This window comes from Tessaracoccus sp. OH4464_COT-324 (genome assembly GCF_003932855.1).
Taxonomy (GTDB): Bacteria; Actinomycetota; Actinomycetes; order Propionibacteriales; family Propionibacteriaceae; genus Arachnia.
On the sequence record NZ_RQYZ01000007.1, the window covers coordinates 20,199 to 38,943 of the forward strand.

Annotated in this window: 18 protein-coding genes; 3 read left to right on the forward strand and 15 right to left on the reverse strand. The window is 66.8% G+C overall.

The window, feature by feature from the left end; translation table 11 throughout:
* Position 1: 1 nt before the first annotated feature.
* The 3 genes from EII42_RS05660 to EII42_RS05670 all read right to left on the reverse strand — a co-directional run bounded on the left by EII42_RS05660 (position 2) and on the right by EII42_RS05670 (position 3,730).
* The gene (locus EII42_RS05660) at positions 2–892 is read right to left on the reverse strand and encodes an ABC transporter permease (protein WP_125171146.1); all 891 of its coding nucleotides are present in this window, start codon (positions 890–892) and stop codon (positions 2–4) included.
* Positions 889–1,845 carry an ABC transporter permease gene (locus EII42_RS05665; RefSeq protein ID WP_125171147.1) on the reverse strand — a complete coding sequence of 319 codons (957 nt, stop codon included), beginning with the start codon at positions 1,843–1,845 and terminating at the stop codon, positions 889–891. The genes EII42_RS05660 and EII42_RS05665 overlap by 4 nt, the downstream gene beginning before the upstream one ends.
* Positions 1,846–1,909: 64 nt before the next feature.
* A complete protein-coding gene (locus tag EII42_RS05670) occupies positions 1,910–3,730 on the reverse strand; it encodes a peptide ABC transporter substrate-binding protein (protein WP_125171148.1) in 1,821 nt (606 codons plus the stop codon).
* Between the two features lie 195 nt (positions 3,731–3,925).
* On the opposite strand from EII42_RS05670, the gene EII42_RS05675 reads away from it, so the two are divergent.
* Together EII42_RS05675 and EII42_RS05680 are read left to right on the forward strand one after the other, a co-directional pair.
* Positions 3,926–5,128 carry an ROK family transcriptional regulator gene (locus tag EII42_RS05675; protein WP_158676419.1) on the forward strand — a complete coding sequence of 401 codons (1,203 nt, stop codon included), beginning with the start codon at positions 3,926–3,928 and terminating at the stop codon, positions 5,126–5,128.
* Entirely contained in the window at positions 5,125–6,642 is a 1,518-nt protein-coding gene (locus EII42_RS05680; RefSeq protein ID WP_125171150.1) for a M81 family metallopeptidase, read from the forward strand. Before EII42_RS05675 ends, EII42_RS05680 begins: the two co-directional genes overlap by 4 nt.
* A 54-nt stretch (positions 6,643–6,696) precedes the next feature.
* Here EII42_RS05680 and EII42_RS05685 read toward each other — a convergent pair whose 3' ends face one another.
* From EII42_RS05685 to nagB, 4 genes are read right to left on the reverse strand one after another with little or no spacing between them, the layout of a single operon-like run.
* Positions 6,697–8,208 carry an NCS2 family permease gene (locus tag EII42_RS05685; protein ID WP_233558289.1) on the reverse strand — a complete coding sequence of 504 codons (1,512 nt, stop codon included), beginning with the start codon at positions 8,206–8,208 and terminating at the stop codon, positions 6,697–6,699.
* Positions 8,209–8,267: 59 nt separating this feature from the next.
* Positions 8,268–9,050: a DUF3027 domain-containing protein gene (locus tag EII42_RS05690; protein WP_125171151.1), complete on the reverse strand. Its 783-nt coding sequence runs from the start codon at positions 9,048–9,050 to the stop codon at positions 8,268–8,270.
* A gap of 2 nt (positions 9,051–9,052) precedes the next feature.
* On the reverse strand, positions 9,053–9,436 hold the full coding sequence (locus EII42_RS13755; protein WP_125171152.1) for a cold-shock protein: 384 nt from the start codon (positions 9,434–9,436) through the stop codon (positions 9,053–9,055).
* Between the two features lie 51 nt (positions 9,437–9,487).
* Positions 9,488–10,240, reverse strand: coding sequence for a glucosamine-6-phosphate deaminase (gene nagB, locus EII42_RS05700; protein WP_125171153.1), 753 nt, complete (start codon positions 10,238–10,240; stop codon positions 9,488–9,490).
* A 123-nt stretch (positions 10,241–10,363) separates the two neighbouring features.
* Between nagB and EII42_RS05705 the strand changes: the two genes are divergently transcribed.
* Positions 10,364–11,125, forward strand: a complete 762-nt coding sequence (locus EII42_RS05705; protein ID WP_125171154.1) for a hypothetical protein — start codon at positions 10,364–10,366, stop codon at positions 11,123–11,125.
* Between the two features lie 144 nt (positions 11,126–11,269).
* On the opposite strand, the gene EII42_RS05710 is transcribed toward EII42_RS05705, so the two are convergent.
* The 8 genes from EII42_RS05710 to EII42_RS05755 all read right to left on the reverse strand — a co-directional run bounded on the left by EII42_RS05710 (position 11,270) and on the right by EII42_RS05755 (position 18,683).
* Positions 11,270–11,764, reverse strand: coding sequence for an NUDIX hydrolase (locus EII42_RS05710; protein WP_125171155.1), 495 nt, complete (start codon positions 11,762–11,764; stop codon positions 11,270–11,272).
* Positions 11,751–12,455 carry a copper homeostasis protein CutC gene (locus tag EII42_RS05715; protein WP_125171156.1) on the reverse strand — a complete coding sequence of 235 codons (705 nt, stop codon included), beginning with the start codon at positions 12,453–12,455 and terminating at the stop codon, positions 11,751–11,753. The genes EII42_RS05710 and EII42_RS05715 overlap by 14 nt, the downstream gene beginning before the upstream one ends.
* A gap of 219 nt (positions 12,456–12,674) precedes the next feature.
* A complete protein-coding gene (locus EII42_RS05720; RefSeq protein WP_125171157.1) occupies positions 12,675–13,019 on the reverse strand; it encodes a VanZ family protein in 345 nt (114 codons plus the stop codon).
* 94 nt (positions 13,020–13,113) lie between these two features.
* Positions 13,114–14,745 carry a chaperonin GroEL gene (groL, locus tag EII42_RS05725; RefSeq protein ID WP_125171158.1) on the reverse strand — a complete coding sequence of 544 codons (1,632 nt, stop codon included), beginning with the start codon at positions 14,743–14,745 and terminating at the stop codon, positions 13,114–13,116.
* Positions 14,746–14,958: 213 nt separating this feature from the next.
* Positions 14,959–15,933 carry a hypothetical protein gene (locus tag EII42_RS05730; RefSeq protein ID WP_125171159.1) on the reverse strand — a complete coding sequence of 325 codons (975 nt, stop codon included), beginning with the start codon at positions 15,931–15,933 and terminating at the stop codon, positions 14,959–14,961.
* Entirely contained in the window at positions 15,930–17,669 is a 1,740-nt protein-coding gene (locus EII42_RS12885) for a hypothetical protein (protein WP_158676420.1), read from the reverse strand. Before EII42_RS12885 ends, EII42_RS05730 begins: the two co-directional genes overlap by 4 nt.
* A gap of 37 nt (positions 17,670–17,706) precedes the next feature.
* Entirely contained in the window at positions 17,707–18,315 is a 609-nt protein-coding gene (locus EII42_RS05750; protein ID WP_125171162.1) for a hypothetical protein, read from the reverse strand.
* Between the two features lie 101 nt (positions 18,316–18,416).
* Positions 18,417–18,683, reverse strand: a complete 267-nt coding sequence (locus EII42_RS05755) for a DUF3263 domain-containing protein (RefSeq protein ID WP_199729807.1) — start codon at positions 18,681–18,683, stop codon at positions 18,417–18,419.
* Positions 18,684–18,745: the final 62 nt, after the last annotated feature.

Below are 18,745 nucleotides of genomic sequence, written 5' to 3' on the forward strand. Positions count from 1 at the left end.
GTCATCGGCTCCTGAGTCGCACTTCGAAGGCGTCGCGGAGTCCGTCGCCCACAAAGTTGAACGCCACGACGAGGATGATGATGAGGATGCCCGGCGGGTACAGCAGCCACCAGTGACCCGAGTAAACCTCGGCCAGCCCCTGGGAGAGCATGCCGCCCCAGTTCGCCGCCGGTGGCGGCACGCCGAGCCCGAGGAAGGACAGATAAGCCACGTAGAGGATCGCGTCAGCCACCTGGAACGTGGCGTTGACGATGACCGTGCCGATGGCGTTGCGCACGATGTGGGTGCGCACGGCCCGCAGGGAGCCGCCGCCCATGCCCCGCATCGCGACGATGTATTCGCGGGAGCGCAGGGCCAGCGACTCGCCGCGAATTAGGCGCGCCGGGTTGAGCCAGGCGAACATGCCGATGATGAGCACCAGCAGCGACACCGTCGGTGTGACGATCGTCGCCACCAGCATGAACAGGAACAGTGCAGGGATGGCCATCAGGGAGTCGACGATGCGCATCATGATCGCGTCGACAGGCCCGCCCAGGAAGCCCGCGATCGCGCCCCAGATGGTGCCGATGAACGTGGCGAGTAGGCCGGCCGCCAGCCCGACGATGATCGACGTCTGCCCGCCGAGCATCAGTCTGCCCAGCTGGTCGTAGCCGACGCCGTCGGTGCCGAGCGGGTGTTCCGCGCTTAGCTCGCGGTAGGCGTTCGACAGGTCCGTGTGTACCTGGTCGGTGACCCACACGTAGGGGCCGACGAAGCAGAAAAGCCCGAACAGGACGAGGATCACGACGCCGAGCAGCGCGAGTTTGTTGCCGACGAACACCTCGACGCCCTGGCGGACCAGGCCCGCGCGCTTGCGACGCCCACTCTTCCCCACGTCGACTCGCGGATTCATCGCACACCTCCGTAGCGGACGCGTGGGTCGGCGACCGCGTACAGGATGTCCGCGATCAGCGCGCCCACGACCGTGGCAATAGAAATGATGGTCGTCGTCGCGAGCAACACCGGGTAGTCCCGGAACTGCGCCGCCTGCCAGAACATGAGCCCCATCCCTGGATAGTTGAACAGGCTCTCGACGACGAGCGCGCCAGAGAACAGCGCGGGCAGGTACATGCCCAGCAGCGTGATCACCGGGAACAACGAGTTGCGCAGCGCGTGCACGAACACCACCCGGGCCTCGCTGAGTCCCTTGCTGCGGGCGGTGCGGATGTAGTTCTCCTCCAGGTTGTCCACCATTGACGAGCGGACGTAGCGCGAGTAGGCGGCCAGGGTGACGATGGCGAGCGTGACACTGGGCAGGATCAGCCCCTGCCAGTTGGACAGCACCTCCGCGAGTGTGAAGCCCTGCGGCGCCTCCGGCGGCAGCACGGGCCACACTTGGGAGAACAGGATGATGAGCACGAGGCCCATGAAGAAGATCGGCGTGGAGTAGGCCAGCAGCGCGATGGCGGTGATCACGTAGTCCGCCAGCCTGTTGCGGCGCACCGCCTGGATCACGCCCAACGGGATCGCGACGAGCACAGCCAAGGTGATCGAGCACAGGCTGAGCACCATGGTCTTCGGGAGCCGCTGCGCGATCGCGTCGGCCACCTCCATGTTCATCTGGAAGGATCGCCCGAGGTCGCCGCTCAGCAGGCGTCCGACGTAGGCGAAGTACTGCTCGTAGAACGGGCGGTCGTAGCCCATCTCGATGTTGTAGGCGTCTATCTGTTCCTGCGTCGCGTCGAGTCCGAGCGCGGAGCGCGCCGCGCCGCCGGGGAGAGAATGCAGGATCAGGAAGGTGATCACGGTCACCAGGAACACCACAACGACCGCCTGCAGCATCCTGCGGAGGATGAATCGGGTCACTGTCAGCTCCTAGGGAGGGCCGGCCCCGCCCGGAGGCAGGGGGCGGGGCCGGGGATGGGTGGGGTTACTTGGTGCGGGACCAGTCCTGCGGGTAGATACCCAGCATCGGGTCCTGGTTCACGCCCGCGATGTCGGACTTCCAGGCCGAGATCTGCGCCACCGGGTTCGGCATCCACAGCACCGGCAGGTCCTCCGCGAGGAAGTCGTTGTACTTCTTGAGCGCGTCCGGGTCGTTGGAGCGCATCGTCGCCTCAATGAGCTTGTCGGCCTCCGGGTTGGAGTACGAGCCGAGATTCACGGGGGCGTCGGTCTGGAAGAGTCGGTCGCCGGAGGCGTACACCGGGTAGTACCAGCTGGACTGGGAACCGAAGAACGACAGATCCCAGGCGCAGGCCTTGTCCGGGGTGCACTTCTGCGACTCGGCGACGGAATCCGGCACCTCCTTGATATCCAGCACGATGCCGACGCCAGCGAACTTGCTCTTTAGCTCGGCCATCATCTTGGTGGTGGCGGTGAAGCCGGACTGAGAGATCATCGTGAACTTAAGCTCCGCGCCTGCCTCGACGCCCTCACCGCACTGGCCGGCTCCCGTGCCTGGCTTCTCGCAGGTGGTGACCCCATCCTTGACGACCTTCCAGCCGTTGTCCGTGAGCAGCTTCTCCGCTGCGGCCGGGTCGTACCGGTAGACGCAGCCCTCCATCGAGCCGGCCGCGTCGGGGGCCTGCGGGACCGGGCCACACGTCGGGGTGGCGGTGTCCTGCCACACCACCTTGGCGATGGTCTCCTGGTCGATGAGCTGCTGCATGGCCTGGCGGATGTACTTCTGTTTGAAGATCGGCCCGGACTTCGGGTTGGCGAAGTTGAACGGCATGTAGGTGATGGACCATCCCTTCCAGGGCTCGACGGTGTAGCCCTGGCCTTCGATGTAGCTCTTCTGCGCGATGGACCCAGCCGGAATGTAGCCGAAATCGATGCCACCCGAGCGCAGCACGTTGAACTCCGCGTCGTCGCCGGTGAAGGGACGGAAGACAACCGAATCGAGTTTGGCCTTGTCCTCGCCGGTGTAGTTCTCGTTGCGCACGATCCGCACGTCGCCGTTGGCCACGTAACTGTCCACCTTGAAGGGGCCGTTGGTGGTCTTCCACAGCGGGTTGGTGCCGTAGGTGGAGAGATCCTCGGCGGCGGCGGTCAGGTAGGCGAAGATCTTCTGCGCGCCCTCGGGGGTGCGGTCGGTCTCGCCCACCGCCTCGTCGTCGGCCGTCTTGGACCAGGCATGCGCCGGCAACGGGGTGATGCGGTTGAGCTGGTTGCTCACGAACCAAGCCGGGCTGAACACCTCGGTGGTGGTCAGGGTGAAGGTCTGGTCGTCGACGACCTTGAACTCTTTGATGTTGTCAGGGAACCCACCCTTGCGGTAGGACGCCCACTTCTCCTTGTTATTCGTGACGAGGTTCCACCAGAACTCCACGTCGCGCGTGGTGACCGGCGTACCGTCAATCCACTTCTGCCCGGCCTTGATCTTCAGCGTGTAGGTGAGGCCATCGTCGCTGACGGCCGGGACTTCGCCCAGTGAGCGCTTCTCGTCGAGGTTGTACTTGGCTTCGCCGCCGAACTTGTAGTCGAACAACGAGCGGAAGATGGTGGACATGAAGATGCCGTTCTCACCCTGGGTCTTGCCCGGGGCCGAGATGGGCAGGATCCAGGTGGGGGTCTTCATGGCGAAGGTGACTTCGCCTCCTGCCACCATCTGGCCCGTGGGCTGCGCGCTTCCGTCCGCCGTGGCAGCGGGGCTCTTGCCCGCACCTGGCCCGGAGCACGAAGCAAGCAGGACTGCGGCAGTGGCCACGGCCAGCGCCTTCGCCAGTCCGCGCGTGAGTGCTTTCATCCGACTCTCCTAGGAATCACCCGCCGCCGCGGGGCCCGGCCACTCTGCCGGACGCACAAACAGTAACATCTCACCGAGACTTCCGGCAGTTCTACCAATAATTTCTTTATCTTTTGCTACTTTGAACATGAACATCTGGGCATTCAGCTGTCTAGGTCTGGCATCATGCGGCTGAGGAATCTTTCGGGAGGGAAGATGGATAGCATCCCGTTGCGGGAGGGGGACCCGCAGCCCAGCGGCGCAACCGTGAACCTACTGGACAGCAACGCCGAAGAACTAGACGCCGCCAGCCGCATACTGCAGGCCCTCGCCACGGCGGGGGGCGCCACTCGCCTCGACCTCGTGGAACTCACCGACCTGCCCAGATCGACCGTCAGCGCCACGGTTCGACGACTCGTCGCCGACGGCGAGATCGAGGAGTTCAAACACGCCTCCTCCACCGGCGGCCGACGCCCGACGATGCTTCGACTCGCCAAGAGCGACGGCGCCGCCTACGTGGCCGAACTCGGCTCCCACCACGCACGCATCGGCGTCGCCACCCTCTCCGGCGTGCTGCTGGCCACCGACGACATCGAGATCGACGTCACCGAGGGGCCCGAACAGGTCATCCAACTGCTCACACGGCGATGGCGCTCCTTCACCCCCACGCAGAACGTGCTTGCCGTCGGCCTCTGCGTCCCCGGGCCTGTCTCTCAGCACGGCCGCATCACCAGCGCGGCCCGCATGCCCGGCTGGAACGGTGTCGACGTGAACGGTGCGCTCCAAGCCGCCACCGACCTGCCCGCCGTCGTCGAAAACGACGCCCGCGCCGCGGCCATCGGGGAATGGTCCGCGCGCGACGAACACAACGAATCCTGCATCTACATCAAGGCCGGCACCGGGGTGGGCGCGGGCTGGATCTCAGGCGGTGTCGCCTACCGCGGCGCCCACGGCTTCGCGGGCGACGTGACGCACATCCGCATCCAGACCGACGACCCCCAGCCCTGCTCCTGCGGCAACTCCGGCTGCCTGGAGACGGTGGCCTCCGGCGCCGCCCTCCTGCGCCAGCTGGCCGCGCTCGGCTCCCCCATCCGCACCAACCGCGACCTCGTGGCTGCCGCCAACGGCGGCGACCACGTCGTCACCGCGCTCGTGCGCGAAGCCGGAGCCCGCATCGGCGAGGTCCTCTCCGGGATCATCAACTTCCTCAACCCGAGCCGCATCGTCATCGGGGGCTCCATGTCCCAGATGGGCGCGCTGCTCGCTGGCTTCCGCTCCGAGCTCTACGACCGCTGCCTGCCGACCTGCACGCAGCAACTCGCCATCGAGACCTCCCTGGCCGGGCCCGACGCGCCCCTCATCGGAATGTCCGTCCTGGCCAGACAGCTAGTGATCCACCCCTTCCGGAGCAACAAATGAAACGAATCGCCATCTGCGGCATCCACATCGAGTCGAGCACCTTCACCCCCTACCTCTCCACCGCCGCTGACTTCACCATCCGCCGCGGACGGGAACTGCTCGGCCGCTACCCGTGGCTCACCCGCTCGCCTATCCCCGGCAGCGAGCACGTTCCCCCGGAACTCGCCGCAGGCGAGGGCGGGACGCTCGTGCGCGACTGGGCCGAAGCCGTCGAATGGGTCCCCATCCTGCACTGCTCCGCACTACCCGGCGGTCCCGTCGAGCAACACAGCTACGAGGCCTGGCGCGACGAAATCTGCCGCGGCCTCGCCGAGGAGGGCCCGTTCGACGGCATCTTCTTCGACATCCACGGCGCGATGAGCGTGCCCGGCTACGACGACGCCGAGGGCGACCTGATCCAGGCGATCCGCGCCGTCGTCGGGCCGGATCCTCTGGTGAGCGCCAGCATGGACTTGCACGGCAACGTGTCCCCCGCCCTGTTCGCGGGCTGCGACCTGCTCACCTGCTACCGCATGGCTCCGCACGAGGACGCCTGGGTGTCGCGCGAACGCGCGGCGCGCAACCTGGCCGAGCGTCTCCTGGCCGGGGGCAGCAAGCCAGCGAAGGCGCTGGTGCACGTGCCCATCCTGCTGCCCGGCGAGAAGACCTCTACCCGGATGGAACCCGCGAAGTCGTTGTACGACATGGTGCCCGTCGCGGCCGCGCGCGCCGGAGTGACCGACGCCGGCATCTGGATCGGCTTCGCATGGGCCGACCAGCCGCGCTGCAAGGCCGCCGTCGTCGCCTACGGTGACGACCCGGCCGCCGTGCAGGCCTCGGCCAGAGAGATCGCCCGCGAGTTCTGGCGCGTGCGCAACCAGTTCGAGTTCGTGGCGCCCACCGCCAGCATCGACGACGCCCTGGCCGCCGCCGTCGAGAGCCCCGCTCGTCCCTTCGTGATCTCCGACTCCGGCGACAACCCCGGCGCGGGCGGCGCCGACGACGTGACCGTGGCGCTCGCCGCCGTCCTCGCCCGAGCCGAGGTGGCCTCCGGCGCACTGCACGCGATCGTCGCCTCCCTCTACGACCCCGCAGCCGTCGCCGCCGCCAAGGCCGCCGGCCCGGGCGCGACGGTGCAGGTCGAGCTGGGCGGGCACGTCGACTCCCGGGCGCCCGGACCGCTGCCCCTCGTCGCCACCGTTCGGCGGGTGTTCGACGACCCCGACGGGCTGCTGAGCGCCGTGCTCACCGTCGGCGGGGCCGACATCATCGTCACCTCCCGGCGCAACCAGTACACGACGATGGCGCAGTTCGCGCGCGCCGGCCTCGACCCGCGCGCCGCCGACATCGTCGTCGTGAAGATCGGCTACCTGGAGCCCGAGCTGCACGAGCTGGCCGCCGACTGGCTGCTCGCGCTCACCCCCGGCGGCGTCGACCAGCACCTGGAGCGCCTGGGCCACCGGAACATCGACCGGCCCATGTTCCCGTTCGACGAGTTCGACGACGAACCGCCCCTGGCGCTGCTCGTCGGTTAGGGAATGCTGCGAGAGTGCTGCCGGGCGCGCGGCAGCACTCCCGGGCCGTGTAGCTCAGCGGGTGATCGCGTCGAGGATCGGCCCCTGCACGAAGTAGACGATGAACATCGCGGCGACCACATACATCAGCAGGTGCACCTTCTTCGCCTTGCCCAGCACGAGGTTGAGGAAGACGTAGGCCAGGAAACCGACGCCGATACCGGTGGTGATGGAGTACGTGAACGGCATGAAGATGATGGTCAGGAACGCCGGGATACCGAGCTCGGGCTTGGCCCAGTCGATGTCCAGCACCTGCGAGATCATGAGGAAGCCGACGAAGGTGAGCGCGGGCGCGGCGGCCTCGCTGGGCACCATGTTGATCACGGGCGACAGGAACACCGCCAGCAAGAAGGCCGCGCCGGTCACCACCGAGGCGAAGCCAGTGCGCGCGCCCTCGCCGACGCCCGCCGTCGACTCGATGTAGCAGGTGTTCGACGAGACGGAGCCGAGGCCGCCGGCCACAGCACCGAAGGAGTCCACCAGCAGGATCTGGCTGGTGCGCTGCGGCATGCCTTCCTCGTCGAGCAGGCCGCCCTCGGAGCCGACCGCGACGATGGTGCCCATCGTGTCGAAGAAATCAGCGAGCAGCAGTGAGAACACGAGCACGACGAGCGCCAGCGCATTCGCCATCGAGAACTGCCCGCCAGGGAAGAAGGCGCCGATCATGTCGATCTGGCCCAGCAGAGACAAATCAGGCCAGCTGAAGCCCGCGAACGACGGCACGTTCAGGCTCCAACCCGTCGGGTTGCTCCCATCGGGCAGGTTAGGACCGACGGCGGCAACTGTTTCCACGATGATGGCCAGCACGGTGGCGGCGACGATGGCGATGAGGATCGCGCCCTTCACTTTCCGGGCGTGCAGCGCGACGAGCAGCAGGAAGCCGATGAGGAACACGGCGATCGGCCAACCCTTCAGCGAACCTCCGATGCCGAGTTCGACGGCGGTGCCGCCGCCGCGGCGCACCACGCCCGCGTTGATGAGGCCGATGAAGGCGATAAACAGGCCGATGCCGACGGAGATGGCGCTGCGCAGGGCGTTCGGCACCGCCTTGAACACGGCCGTGCGGAATCCGGTCAACACCAGGATGGCGATCAGGATGCCCTCCCAAACCACGAGCCCCATCGCCTGGCCCCAGGTCATGCGCGGCGCGAGGACGTAGGCTACCAGCGCATTCAGGCCCAGGCCCGCGGCCAGGCCCATCGGGAAGCGCCCGATGACGCCCATCAAGATGGTGAGTACTCCGGCGATCAGCGCCGTCGCGGCAGCCACCATCCCGATGGAGGCGGCGACTGCGGCCGTGTCCACCTGTTCGCCCACCATCTTCGGCGCCCCGGAGATCAGGTTGCCGTTCATGTCCACGGCGGTGCCAAGGATCAGCGGGTTGAGCGCGATGATGTACGCCATCGCGAAGAAGGTGACGAGACCGCCACGCACCTCTTGCCCTACCGAAGACCCATGCTTGGAGATGCTGAAGAAACGGTCGAGGGCGGAACCCTCGTCCGGAGAAGTTGCAGATTTGGTTCCCACGTGGCCAGCGTAGTGTGCTGACCCGGTGCGTTAAGAATCGTCCATCTGGTGCGCGCAGCTCACTCGAACAACACTTCGTCGATGCCAATAGTGTCGAACACCGGGGCGGGCAGCTCCCGCGCCCGCTGCTTCTCGACCACATCCGAATGCCCGCCGCAGCCGTGGTCCAGGTGCACCACGCGCGCATCCGACGGTGAGTAGGCGTTGGCGCACACCCCAAACAGGGTGCCGAGCGAGCCGCGCAGCGGCACGAAGTAGCCGCAGGTCCCGCAGTTGGCGGGCGCCTCACGTGACCCCTCGTCGGTGTAGCCCGGGGCTCCCTTCAACCAACGTTCGGCCGCCTCGTCTCGGCCATGTTTGCTGAGCACCCGTTCCCGGCCGAGCCCGAGCTCGGCGACGGTGGTGCGCAGCTGCACCCACTCCGACGTGTCGGCGTCGGCAGGCAGGTCGGTTGCCGCGAAACCCGGCTCCAGCCGAGGGTCGTTGTCCGGCGTGGCCATCAGCAGGCCGGGCGCGATGTCGCCAGGCTGGATGCGTTCCTCCCACGGCACCCAGGCCGGCGCCAGAAGCGCGCCCTCCTCCGGCAGCAGCGCCACCTCGTTGATGGTAGCCACCTTCGCGCGAGCCGCGCGCACCAGCGTCACCGCCCACCGCCACTGGGGGTAGGCGGACAGCTCGCAGGCGAAGTAGTGCGTCGCCACGCGCTCACCCCGCTCGGCAACTACCCCGAGGTGGCCGCCAACGGCTTCAGGACCCGAGACCTCCTCGGCCGCGGAGCGCGCCAACTCGGTTGCTTCCGCGACGATCTGGTCCAGCTTCGGGGCACGGGTTTTGGTAGCCAAGGTCACTTCTCCAACTCGTCGGCGACGTAGCGCAGCACCTGCGCGGCCTTTGCCGCCATCTTCGGGTCCGGATGGCGGTTGGCCCGATATCCATTGCCCACGCCGTCGAGCAACTGGATCAGGTCTTCGATGATGATCGCCAGCTCCGCAGGTTTCTTCCGCGAGGCTTTGGACAGCGACGGCGGCTGTTCCAGTACTCGCACGTTGAGAGCCTGCTCGCCACGGCGCCCCGCGACCACACCGAAATCGACGCGCTGGCCGGCGTGCAGCGCAGCTACGCCGTCGGCCAGCGCGGTTGAGCGCACATAGACGTCGCCGCCGCCGTCCTTGGTGATGAACCCGAAGCCCTTCTCCGCGTCGAAGAAGCGCACCTTTCCGGTAGGCAAGTCAGTATCCCTCTCTACTCAAGAGCCGTGACTTGCCAGTCTAGCCAGCCCTCAGGCGGTGCGGAAATGTTCTCTGGATTCCAGTTTGCTGGCGGCCGCCTCGTCGAGCACCACGATCACGTCGGGATGGAACTGCAGGATCGACGCCGGGCACTTGTGACTGACGGGGCCCTCAATCATCGCCGCCACCGCGTCGGCCTTTCCTTCGCCGGTGGCGACCAGTACCGCACGCCGCGAACGCATGATGGTGCCGAGTCCCTGGCTGACGGCCTCAGTGGGCACCTGATCAACCGAGTCGAAGAACCGGGCGTTGTCGTCGCGGGTGCGCTGGGTGAGCGGGAGACGGTGGGTGATCGAGCTGAAAGAGGTGAAGGGTTCGTTGAAGCCAATGTGACCGTTGGACCCGATACCAAGCACCTGCACATCGATGCCGCCTGCGGCGGTGATCGCCTCGTCGTAGGCCGCCGCAGCCGCGTCTACGTCGTCGGCCAGGCCGTCCGGGACCCGGACCCGCTCGGGCTTCATGCCCAGCGGCTCGACGACGGTGCGGCGGATGACGTTGTGATAGCTCTCCGGATGCTCCAACGGGATGCCCACGTACTCGTCGAGTGCGAAGCCACGCCCGGCGGACATGTCGAGTTCGCCATCGCGCACCATCCGGCTCAGCTCCGCGTACAGCCCGAGTGGCGAGCTGCCGGTGGCCAGACCGATCACCGGTTCGGCCTTACCGGCAAGGCCTTCGGCCACATATTTCGCGCCGAGCACGCCGACGGTGGCCGCATCCCGACAAACAATTACTTCCACAGCTTCTCCTTGTCGATGTCCGATCGCTTGGTAGCTCCAAAGGTAGAACTAAGCAGGGTCGATCAGCGTGTTACCGGCGCAACCGTGCAATCAGGTTGCGCGTCGGGTCGGTAGGCTGTCCCCATGGCTAGTTGGCGGGACGGCGCCGCGTATGCGCCGACGGAACGACCGGATGGTTTCGCGACCCCTCTCGCGGAGCCGTTGTCCGTGGCCGATCCGCCGCGCCGGGTCACTCCGGGCAACGTCCCGCGCCCGACGACGCTCACGCCCGTTGCTGCTCCCCCACTGGAGGCGCTGGGCACGACGCCGCCCGGGATCCGCAACCCCTCCGCGCCTTTCGAGGTGCGCTCTACCATCGTCACTCAGGCCCCGCGGCTGGCCGACGGGCGGCGCGACCCGCGTGTGCCCTACGACGTGCGGCACTTCTCCACGAACAACACCTCCCCCGGGGCCGGGTACTCAGGGCTCTCCGCTCCTTCCGAACCGGCTAGCGGTGCCGCAGCGTTGAGCCAGCTGCCGTCCCCCACTGCTCTGCCGCGCCGCGCTGCGGGCGGGCCCCAGTATCCCTATCCCGGGCGGTTTGCCCCGACGGCGCCTCCTCCAGCCGAGCGCACCCCCCAGATGGGCTACGTCTGGGCCTCGCTCGGCCTCATCGCGCTGTGTGTGCTGTTCCCAGCCCTGACCCCGCTGGCCTTGTTCATCACCTCCGCGTTGCTCGTGGCTAGCAGGATTTCCGACTACGTGCCCGCCCTGATCTCGCTGGCCTTCGGCGTCGCCTTCCTGTTCGGCTACTCCCTCCTGAACCACCTGGACTGGAGTTGGCCGCTGTTCCTGCTGGCTTCGGGTTTTGCCCTGTACTACTGCCTGCTGATCCTGCGCCGCTAGGCTGCCCGGCTTGCTGTTGGCGCGAGGGCTCCGCCGCCCTGCCTGACTAACTCGGCCCCGAGCGTCCGTCAGGGATGGGCCTGCCGCCCAAGTTCTCAAGATGGTGGGCATACGGCCCCCGATCCGGCGTGCCTGCCACCCGCGCTAGTCGATGGTGGACTCGTCTACGAAGCCGAGGTCGACGGCGGGCCCGCCCGCCCAACGGAGGTATTCGTCGATGCGGGCCGGCCAAACCGGCTGCGGAAGCTGCGCCGTGGGCCACCAGCGCTCGCCCAGCTTGCGGATCTTCTCGTTCTCCGTGAGCTGCTGCGGCCGCGGGTCGAACCGCTCCACGTCAACGCGGAAGAAGGTCTCGCGCTGAACCAGGATCCTGTCGGAGTAGCCGTGGCGCACCACGCGCTCGCCTACCGGGCCCACCAGTTGCTCGGGCATGAGCCTGAGGCCGGTCTCCTCCCAGGCCTCGCGGATCGCGGCGTCGCGGGGCCCTTCACCGGCCTCGATGCCCCCGCCCGGCGGCACCCACCAGCCGCTTCCGGGTACCCCGGGATCGTGGTCGTTCTGCAGCAGTACCCAGCCGTCGGCGACGATCAACAGCCGCACCGCATCGCGGTGCTTGGTGGGTCGCTCACTCGGCTTCATGGCTCTCCAGGTCGTCGATCAGGGTTCGCCAGGAATGTACCAGCCCGGCGTCAACGTAGGCCTTCCACGACCTGTCCGGGCGGGCGGGAGATCCGATGTGGAACGCCCGCACCCCGGCCTTGATCAGCCAGGGCACGTGTTCTGCCGCGAGCCCGCCGCCAGCCATCATCAGCTCCCGGTCCTCCGGATGATTACGCGCGCGGGCGATGAGGTCGTCGAGCCCGTGCTCCACCCCCAGCGTCGACCCGGCGGTCAGCACCTGGGTCAGTCTGCCGGGAAGCTGCTGCACAGCGCCCCAAGCCTCATCCGGGTCCAGGCAGTAGTCGATCGCCCGGTGGAAGGTGTACGGTACGTCAACGTCGTGCATGAGTTCCGTCATCACGCTCATGTCGATCTGGTTCAGTCGGTTGAGGAACCCGACGACGACGCCGTTCGCCCCCGCATCCATGTACGAGCGCATCAGCCCCTTCAGGCGGGTGACCTCGCCGCCGTCGGTGCCGAACCCTGCTCGCAGCCGCAGCATCGGGCGCACTTCTAGGGAGGCCACGAGCCGCACCCGGTCGACGAGACGCGGTTCGGGGGAGAGCCCGTCCTCGGCCATCGTGCCAACAAGCTCAACCCGGTCAGCCCCGCCCTCCTCCGCGTTCCTCGCATCGGAGGCGTGCATCGCGATTACTTCTAGCAGCGCCATGTGCCCATTGTGCCGAAGCCGTGTGCCGCGCGGGGGGAAACTCTGCCGCCAGGGCCCACAGATCGTCGATGGCGTGGCGGATTCGTGTCCCGCCACGCCATCGGAGCTGTTCCGCAGTCCACTGCGGAAGGCCCTCTCGCGCCCCCTGGCCTGCAGCCCAGAAGGCCCTCTTCGTTCGGTCCGGCTGATGGCAGCCATGCATGGCTTGCGAAGCAGGCCCTAGCCATCCAGCGCGTATCCTCGACGGTCCCGCCAGCGCCAGTACGCGTCGCCGAGCGCGATGCCCAGCACGTCGGCTAGCACATCCAGCACGTCGCCCGAGCGATGGGGGATGTAGTTCAGCTGCACCCATTCGCTGATCACCGCGTGCAGCCCCAGCAGCCCCAGCGGCCACCACGCCCGGGTGATGCGCCCCAGGGCCAGCGCCGGCAGCAGGAACAGCACCAGGTGCACCACCTTGTCGTCGCCCGGGAAGAGCGGGGCGCTGGGCTCCGGTGACCCGGGCAGGTAAAGCGCCAGGAGCTGCCCGACGATGGTGCCGGCCAGCACGAGCCAGTTGAGCATCCGCGCGCCTCCTTCCGACTGGGGCAGGCCAGTGCCTGAGTTCGAAAGAGGGCCAGCTCCCTTTCGGAAGCTGGCCCTCGATCCGGTTGGGGTGTTACATCATGCCGCCCATGCCGCCCATGCCGTCCATGTCGCCACCGGGCACGGCAGAAGCCTTCTCCGGCTTGTCGGCGATGACGGCCTCGGTGGTGAGGAACAGGCCGGCGATCGACGCGGCGTTCTGCAGCGCGGAGCGGGTGACCTTGGCTGGGTCGATGATGCCCGCCGCGACCATGTCGACGTACTCGCCGGTGGCTGCGTCGAGGCCCTGACCTGCGGGCAGACCGGAGACCTTCTCGGCGATAACGCCGCCCTCAAGGCCCGCGTTGTGCGCGATCTGGCGCAGCGGGGCCTTGGCTGCGGCGAAGACGATCTGGGCGCCGGTGAACTCGTCGCCCGCGAGCCCCTCGACGGAGGCAGCGTTAGCGGCCTGCAGCAGCGCCACACCACCGCCGGGGACGATGCCCTCCTCGACCGCGGCCTTGGCGTTGCGCACGGCGTCCTCAATGCGGTGCTTACGCTCCTTCAGCTCCACCTCGGTGGCGGCGCCAACCTTGATGACGGCAACCCCGCCAGCCAGCTTCGCGAGCCGTTCCTGCAGCTTCTCGCGGTCGTAGTCGGAGTCGGAGTTCTCGATCTCCTTGCGGATCTGGGAGACGCGACCCTCGATCGCGGCCTCGTCACCAGCACCGTCGACGATGGTGCACTCGTCCTTGGTGACCAGCACCGAGCGAGCCTTGCCGAGCAGGTCGAGGGTGGTGGCGTCGAGCGACAGGCCCACCTCCTCGGAGATGACCTGGCCGCCGGTGAGGATGGCGATATCGGTCAGCATGGCCTTGCGGCGGTCGCCGAAGCCCGGGGCCTTGACAGCGATGGACTTGAAGGTGCCGCGAATCTTGTTGACGATCAGGCCGGCCAGCGCCTCGCCCTCGACGTCCTCAGCGATCACGAGCAGCGGCTTGCCCGACTGCATGACCTTCTCCAGCACCGGCAGGAGGTCCTTGAGCGAGGAAATCTTGGAGTTAGCGATCAGGATGTAGGGATCCTCAAGGGTGGCTTCCATGCGCTCCGCGTCGGTGACGAAGTACGGGGAGATGTAGCCCTTGTCGAAGCGCATACCCTCGGTGAGTTCGAGGTCGAGGCCGAAGGTGTTGGACTCCTCGACGGTGATGACGCCTTCCTTGCCGACCTTGTCCATCGCCTCAGCGATGATCTCGCCCACAGTGGTGTCGGCCGCGGAGATCGAGGCGGTGGCAGCGATCTGGTCCTTGGTCTCGACATCGGTGGCCATCTTGCCGAGCTGCTCGACGATTGCAGCCACAGCGACGTCAATGCCCTTGCGCAGGGAGAGCGGGTTGGCTCCAGCGTTCACGTTGCGCAGACCCTCGCGGACCATGGCCTGAGCCAGGACGGTGGCGGTGGTGGTGCCGTCGCCAGCGACGTCGTCGGTCTTCTTCGCAACTTCTTTGACGAGTTCCGCACCGATCTTCTCGTACGGATCCTCAAGCTCGATCTCCTTGGCGATGGACACGCCGTCGTTGGTGATCGTCGGGGCGCCCCACTTCTTCTCCAGCACGACGTTGCGACCCTTGGGGCCGAGGGTGACGCGCACCGCGTCGGCAAGGGTGTTCATGCCGCGTTCGAGGCCGCGGCGGGCCTCGTCGTTGAATTCAATCAGCTTTGCCATAGTGGAAAGGAAATCCTCCCATATGCGGGGCTGGCGCCCCGGGTGTTCAGGTTTCGGCCGGATTTCAGGTGCCCGCGACGGACGGCTTGAGCCTCACCCAACCCGGTAGCACTCGGCCCGGCCGAGTGCCAACTCCATTCTTAGCACTCGCACCCAAAGAGTGCAAAGGGAGCCGGGGTTACGGGCAGCGCCGCGCCACCCGCAACCCCACTATCAGCCCTTGACGACCTTCGGCCAGGCCCCGTCACCGACGGACTCCTTGACCGCGTTGCAGATCGAGCGCCCTCGCTCCGCGAGCATGAGGCTGCGCTGGCACCACACCATGACCAGCATCTTGATGCGCAGCATGGCCCCCAGAATGGACTTGATATTCCAGATGAGGCTTGGCGGGAACTGCGCCACCTTAGTCAGGACCTCCACCAGCTTCTGACATTCTCCCTGGAACTCGTCGGCGAACCGTAGAGAGACGTTCTCGCCCTCCCTGCCGACCTCTTCGAGGTCCTTGGCGAAGCTGCCGATGAGCTTCTCCAGGTCACGCGCGGAGTCGTACTGCCGTCGGGCTGCGGCACGGAAACGTTCACCGGCGATGCCCACCCAGCTGTCGGTGGATTGGAAACGATCCGGGTTGAACTGCTCCACCAGTTCCTGGACCTGCTTCAGCATATCTCGCTGAAGCTGTGCACCTGCCGCCAGAAGGTCCGACGGCGTAAACGCACTGTCCTGGAAGGTCTTCGCGTACTTCTCGACAACCATCACCTGCATGATGAATCCCGCGCCGAAAAGGCCTCCAATAACGCCCCCCAACTTGATGGGGCTGAAGGCAAGAGCGGCAGCCGCTCGCGTTGCGGCCTCCTTTACCCCTTGGGCTGCCTTGTTGGCTTCCTCGACGGCACGCTCCATCCTGGCGCGGTCCTTGAAGAACAGGCAGCCGGGGACACAGTCTCCGATGATGGAGTGCCGGTCCTTCACCTTGGTTCGCGGTTTCCCGGCTGGCCGGAGCGTGTCTGTCCGCTTCTTGACTGACTCGTCGGGGCGACGGTAGGGGGCGCTGTCGACGCTCCTGTCTCCCTCGTATGAGGGAGCGGCGTGGGTTTCCGTATCGCGCACACCCATCGTCGAGACGTAAGGCTCCCCTCTCGTGAAAGGTGGGCGTCGGTTCAGCTTGTCACGGTCCCAGTGGACGCTCATACCGTCATTCCTTTGCTGTTATCGTTCCTAGCTTGCTTCGGAGCCGCCGAGGCGGCAGCAGCGGCACGCATGGCCTCGGTTGCTCCTGCGGCGGCATGATCGGCGCCGATCAAGGACGCTCGTTCGGAGCCGAAGTCTTCCTGCATGTCGTAGTGGTCGGCCGAGTCGTTCAACGCTTCGCTGATGCGTTCCATCTCTTCGTGGCCGGAGCGGAACAGCTTCGCGAGGGTCTCGCTGGCCTCAGTGAAAGGCCCGCCCACGCCGTACCAGATCCCCTGGAACTCAGGGAAGGCAGCCAGGCTGGACCAGCACTGCGAGATCTTGTTGGCCATTTCGGCGAGGCCTTTGAAGTGCTGCGAATCGGCACGGAGGTCCTCGGTGATCACCTGAAAGTCGGTGCGTCCACCGTTGTCGCCCGAGCCGCCGTCGCCAGCGCCAGGGCCACCGACGGGCACGGCGCCAGGACCGCCTCCGGGACCACCGGGCATCCCACCAGGGCCACCAGGCATCCCACCGGGGCCACCGGGCATCCCACCAGGACCACCGGGCATCCCACCGGGGCCACCAGGCATCCCACCGGGACCGCCAGGCATCCCACCGGGGCCACCGGGCACCCCACCAGGACCGCCAGGCATCCCACCAGGACCGCCGGGCATCCCACCAGGGCCACCGGGCACCCCACCAGGACCGCCAGGCACCCCACCAGGACCACCGGGCACCCCACCAGATCCACCGTCCGGTTGATAGCCCGGCGGCCTCGACGGGGAATCGGCGTCGAATCTGGGCGGCTTGCCAGGCATTGGGAAGTCCGGATGCACCTGGCCGATCATTTCCTCGGATGAGCCCCCTGCCGGCGATGGCCCGCTAGGAGCACTCGTCGAAGGTGGAGTGGGCGCGGGCGGCGGAGTGAAGCCGGCAGTGCCAAGACCACCGCCGGAGCCGCCGCCGATGCCACCGAGATCGGGGCCTTCCCCACCCGAGCCGCCGCCGGAACCGCCCGACGAACCGCCACCGCCCAGGCCGCCACCGCCCAGGCCGCCACCGCCTAGACCGCCGTCTTCCGCAGCTCCCGAACCTGAACCCGAGTCCGAGCCGCCACCCGAGCCGCCACCCGAGCCGCCGCCCAGACCGCTATCCTCGGGGGCCGTTTCCTCACCGGCGCCCTCGACCAGCCCGCCCGGGCCTTCAAGGGTGTCGCCGTCACCCAGCCGGTCGTACTCGCTCGGCACGTCGATGTCGACCGTGCCATCAGAGTTGATGGTCACCACCTGGCCGTTGGCCTGCTCGATGGTGATGGAGCCATCCTCGTTGCGCGTGATGACGGTGCCCGACTCCGTGGTGAGAGAGGCCCCTACGCCCAACTCCGAGATGTCGTCCACGGAGATGTCGTTCTTGAAATCGCCGTCGATCGTAACGTTGCCTTCAGCATCCACCTTGACCTCCACCCCGTCGGAGGTAGAGATCACGCTGCCATCATCCCGAGTGTCGATCACGGTGCCGTCAGGCGCAACCGCAACGACATCGTCGGCAATGGTCACGTCTTCCGTGACCTCGACCGCATCGTCCGGAATAGCGGTTACGGCTTCCGCCTCCACATATTCCTGCGCGGGGGGCTCGGCCTCTGCAGGGGCCCCGCTGGCGCCCTGCTGCTCGTCGGACAGGCCAGGCTGGGACTGCGCGGCCCTGCGGACCATATCCCAGTCAATGCTGCCGCCGTGGGCTGTACTTTCCGTCACAATTGGTCTCCTGGTTCCTGCGTTCTAGGTCTATGCTTCATTCCGCTGTCACTGCCGCCAGCGCGTCAATGGCTTCATTCAGGCTCTCGGTGATGGTCGAGCCGGCCTTCCCCTCCGGCCAGGACTGCCTGAGTTCAACGCCCAACACCGTGCCACGAACGTGTTCTATCCACACGGCCCGGTTCGCCGAGTAGGCCCGATCCGGCTCATACTCCTGCTCCTCCGAAAAGTCTGAGGGCTGGCCTGCCAAACTCGGGACGGTCGGACGACGAAGACCTCCCCCGATCGGCCCCATGTCGAGCAGCCTGCGCACTTCTTCCTGCTCCCTGCGCACAGCCTCGGCGACCTCTTCGTCGCTCTTCTCGCCGCCGGAGGAGTCATCTTCCCAAGCTGCGGTCAACGTTTGAGCGATCACACCAGCCAATTCATCGGCCGGTATGTTCTTCTCCCAGCCGTTGGCCACGGTGATCGTGTCCAGCCGCCCTCCCTCAAGGAAGGTCACAGTCACGGAACCCGTCGGATCCGTGGCCGAACCAGGAGCCTCAATGGCGCCGACGCGGGCGCTGAGCTGAACCAACTCCTTTATCTGTTCGTCAAGTAGCGCCAGGAACGCCTCGGGGTCCTGCGCAAACTGCGGATTCGTCATAAGGAGAACTCTTGCAGGTCAGGGGTTCGTTCGGTGTAGGTACGCAGACTTAATTTTCTTCTGAGTAGCTGACCCGAGTATTTTCACACCGCTCCCGGAGTTCACCTCAGCAGTTCAGACCCGCGAGCCACTTGGCGCTGGGATCGTAGTCTGAGTAGGCGCTTCACCAGGACCGGCTTGTAGGAGAGCGCGGCCGGGTCATCGAGCAGCAGGTTCAGACGCTGATAGTAGGCGGCGGAGGAGCAACCAAAGCGCTCCATGATTGCCTGATCCTTCGGCGAGGATGTCCGATCCCAGCTGTCCTCGAAGTCGAGCACCGCCGCGTCGTGCGCGGACAGCTGCCCCCAGTCGTTCGCGCCGTTTCCCACGATGCGCGATTCTAGCTGGCTCGACGACGGAGGACGAGAGCCTCAGGGCCAGCAACCCCGAT

Excerpts from the sequence above, each read along its gene's own strand:
- EII42_RS05680 (WP_125171150.1), top strand. The coding sequence starts at position 5,125 with ATGAAACGAATCGCCATCTGCGGCATCCACATCGAGTCGAGCACCTTC.
- EII42_RS05715 (WP_125171156.1), bottom strand. The coding sequence starts at position 12,455 with ATGGCGCTGCTAGAAGTAATCGCGATGCACGCCTCCGATGCGAGGAAC.
- EII42_RS05730 (WP_125171159.1), bottom strand. The coding sequence starts at position 15,933 with ATGAGCGTCCACTGGGACCGTGACAAGCTGAACCGACGCCCACCTTTC.
- groL (WP_125171158.1), bottom strand. The coding sequence starts at position 14,745 with ATGGCAAAGCTGATTGAATTCAACGACGAGGCCCGCCGCGGCCTCGAA.
- EII42_RS05660 (WP_125171146.1), bottom strand. The coding sequence starts at position 892 with ATGAATCCGCGAGTCGACGTGGGGAAGAGTGGGCGTCGCAAGCGCGCG.
- EII42_RS05710 (WP_125171155.1), bottom strand. The coding sequence starts at position 11,764 with ATGAAGCCGAGTGAGCGACCCACCAAGCACCGCGATGCGGTGCGGCTG.
- EII42_RS05705 (WP_125171154.1), top strand. The coding sequence starts at position 10,364 with ATGGCTAGTTGGCGGGACGGCGCCGCGTATGCGCCGACGGAACGACCG.
- EII42_RS05670 (WP_125171148.1), bottom strand. The coding sequence starts at position 3,730 with ATGAAAGCACTCACGCGCGGACTGGCGAAGGCGCTGGCCGTGGCCACT.
- EII42_RS05720 (WP_125171157.1), bottom strand. The coding sequence starts at position 13,019 with ATGCTCAACTGGCTCGTGCTGGCCGGCACCATCGTCGGGCAGCTCCTG.
- EII42_RS05675 (WP_158676419.1), top strand. The coding sequence starts at position 3,926 with ATGGATAGCATCCCGTTGCGGGAGGGGGACCCGCAGCCCAGCGGCGCA.
- EII42_RS05750 (WP_125171162.1), bottom strand. The coding sequence starts at position 18,315 with ATGACGAATCCGCAGTTTGCGCAGGACCCCGAGGCGTTCCTGGCGCTA.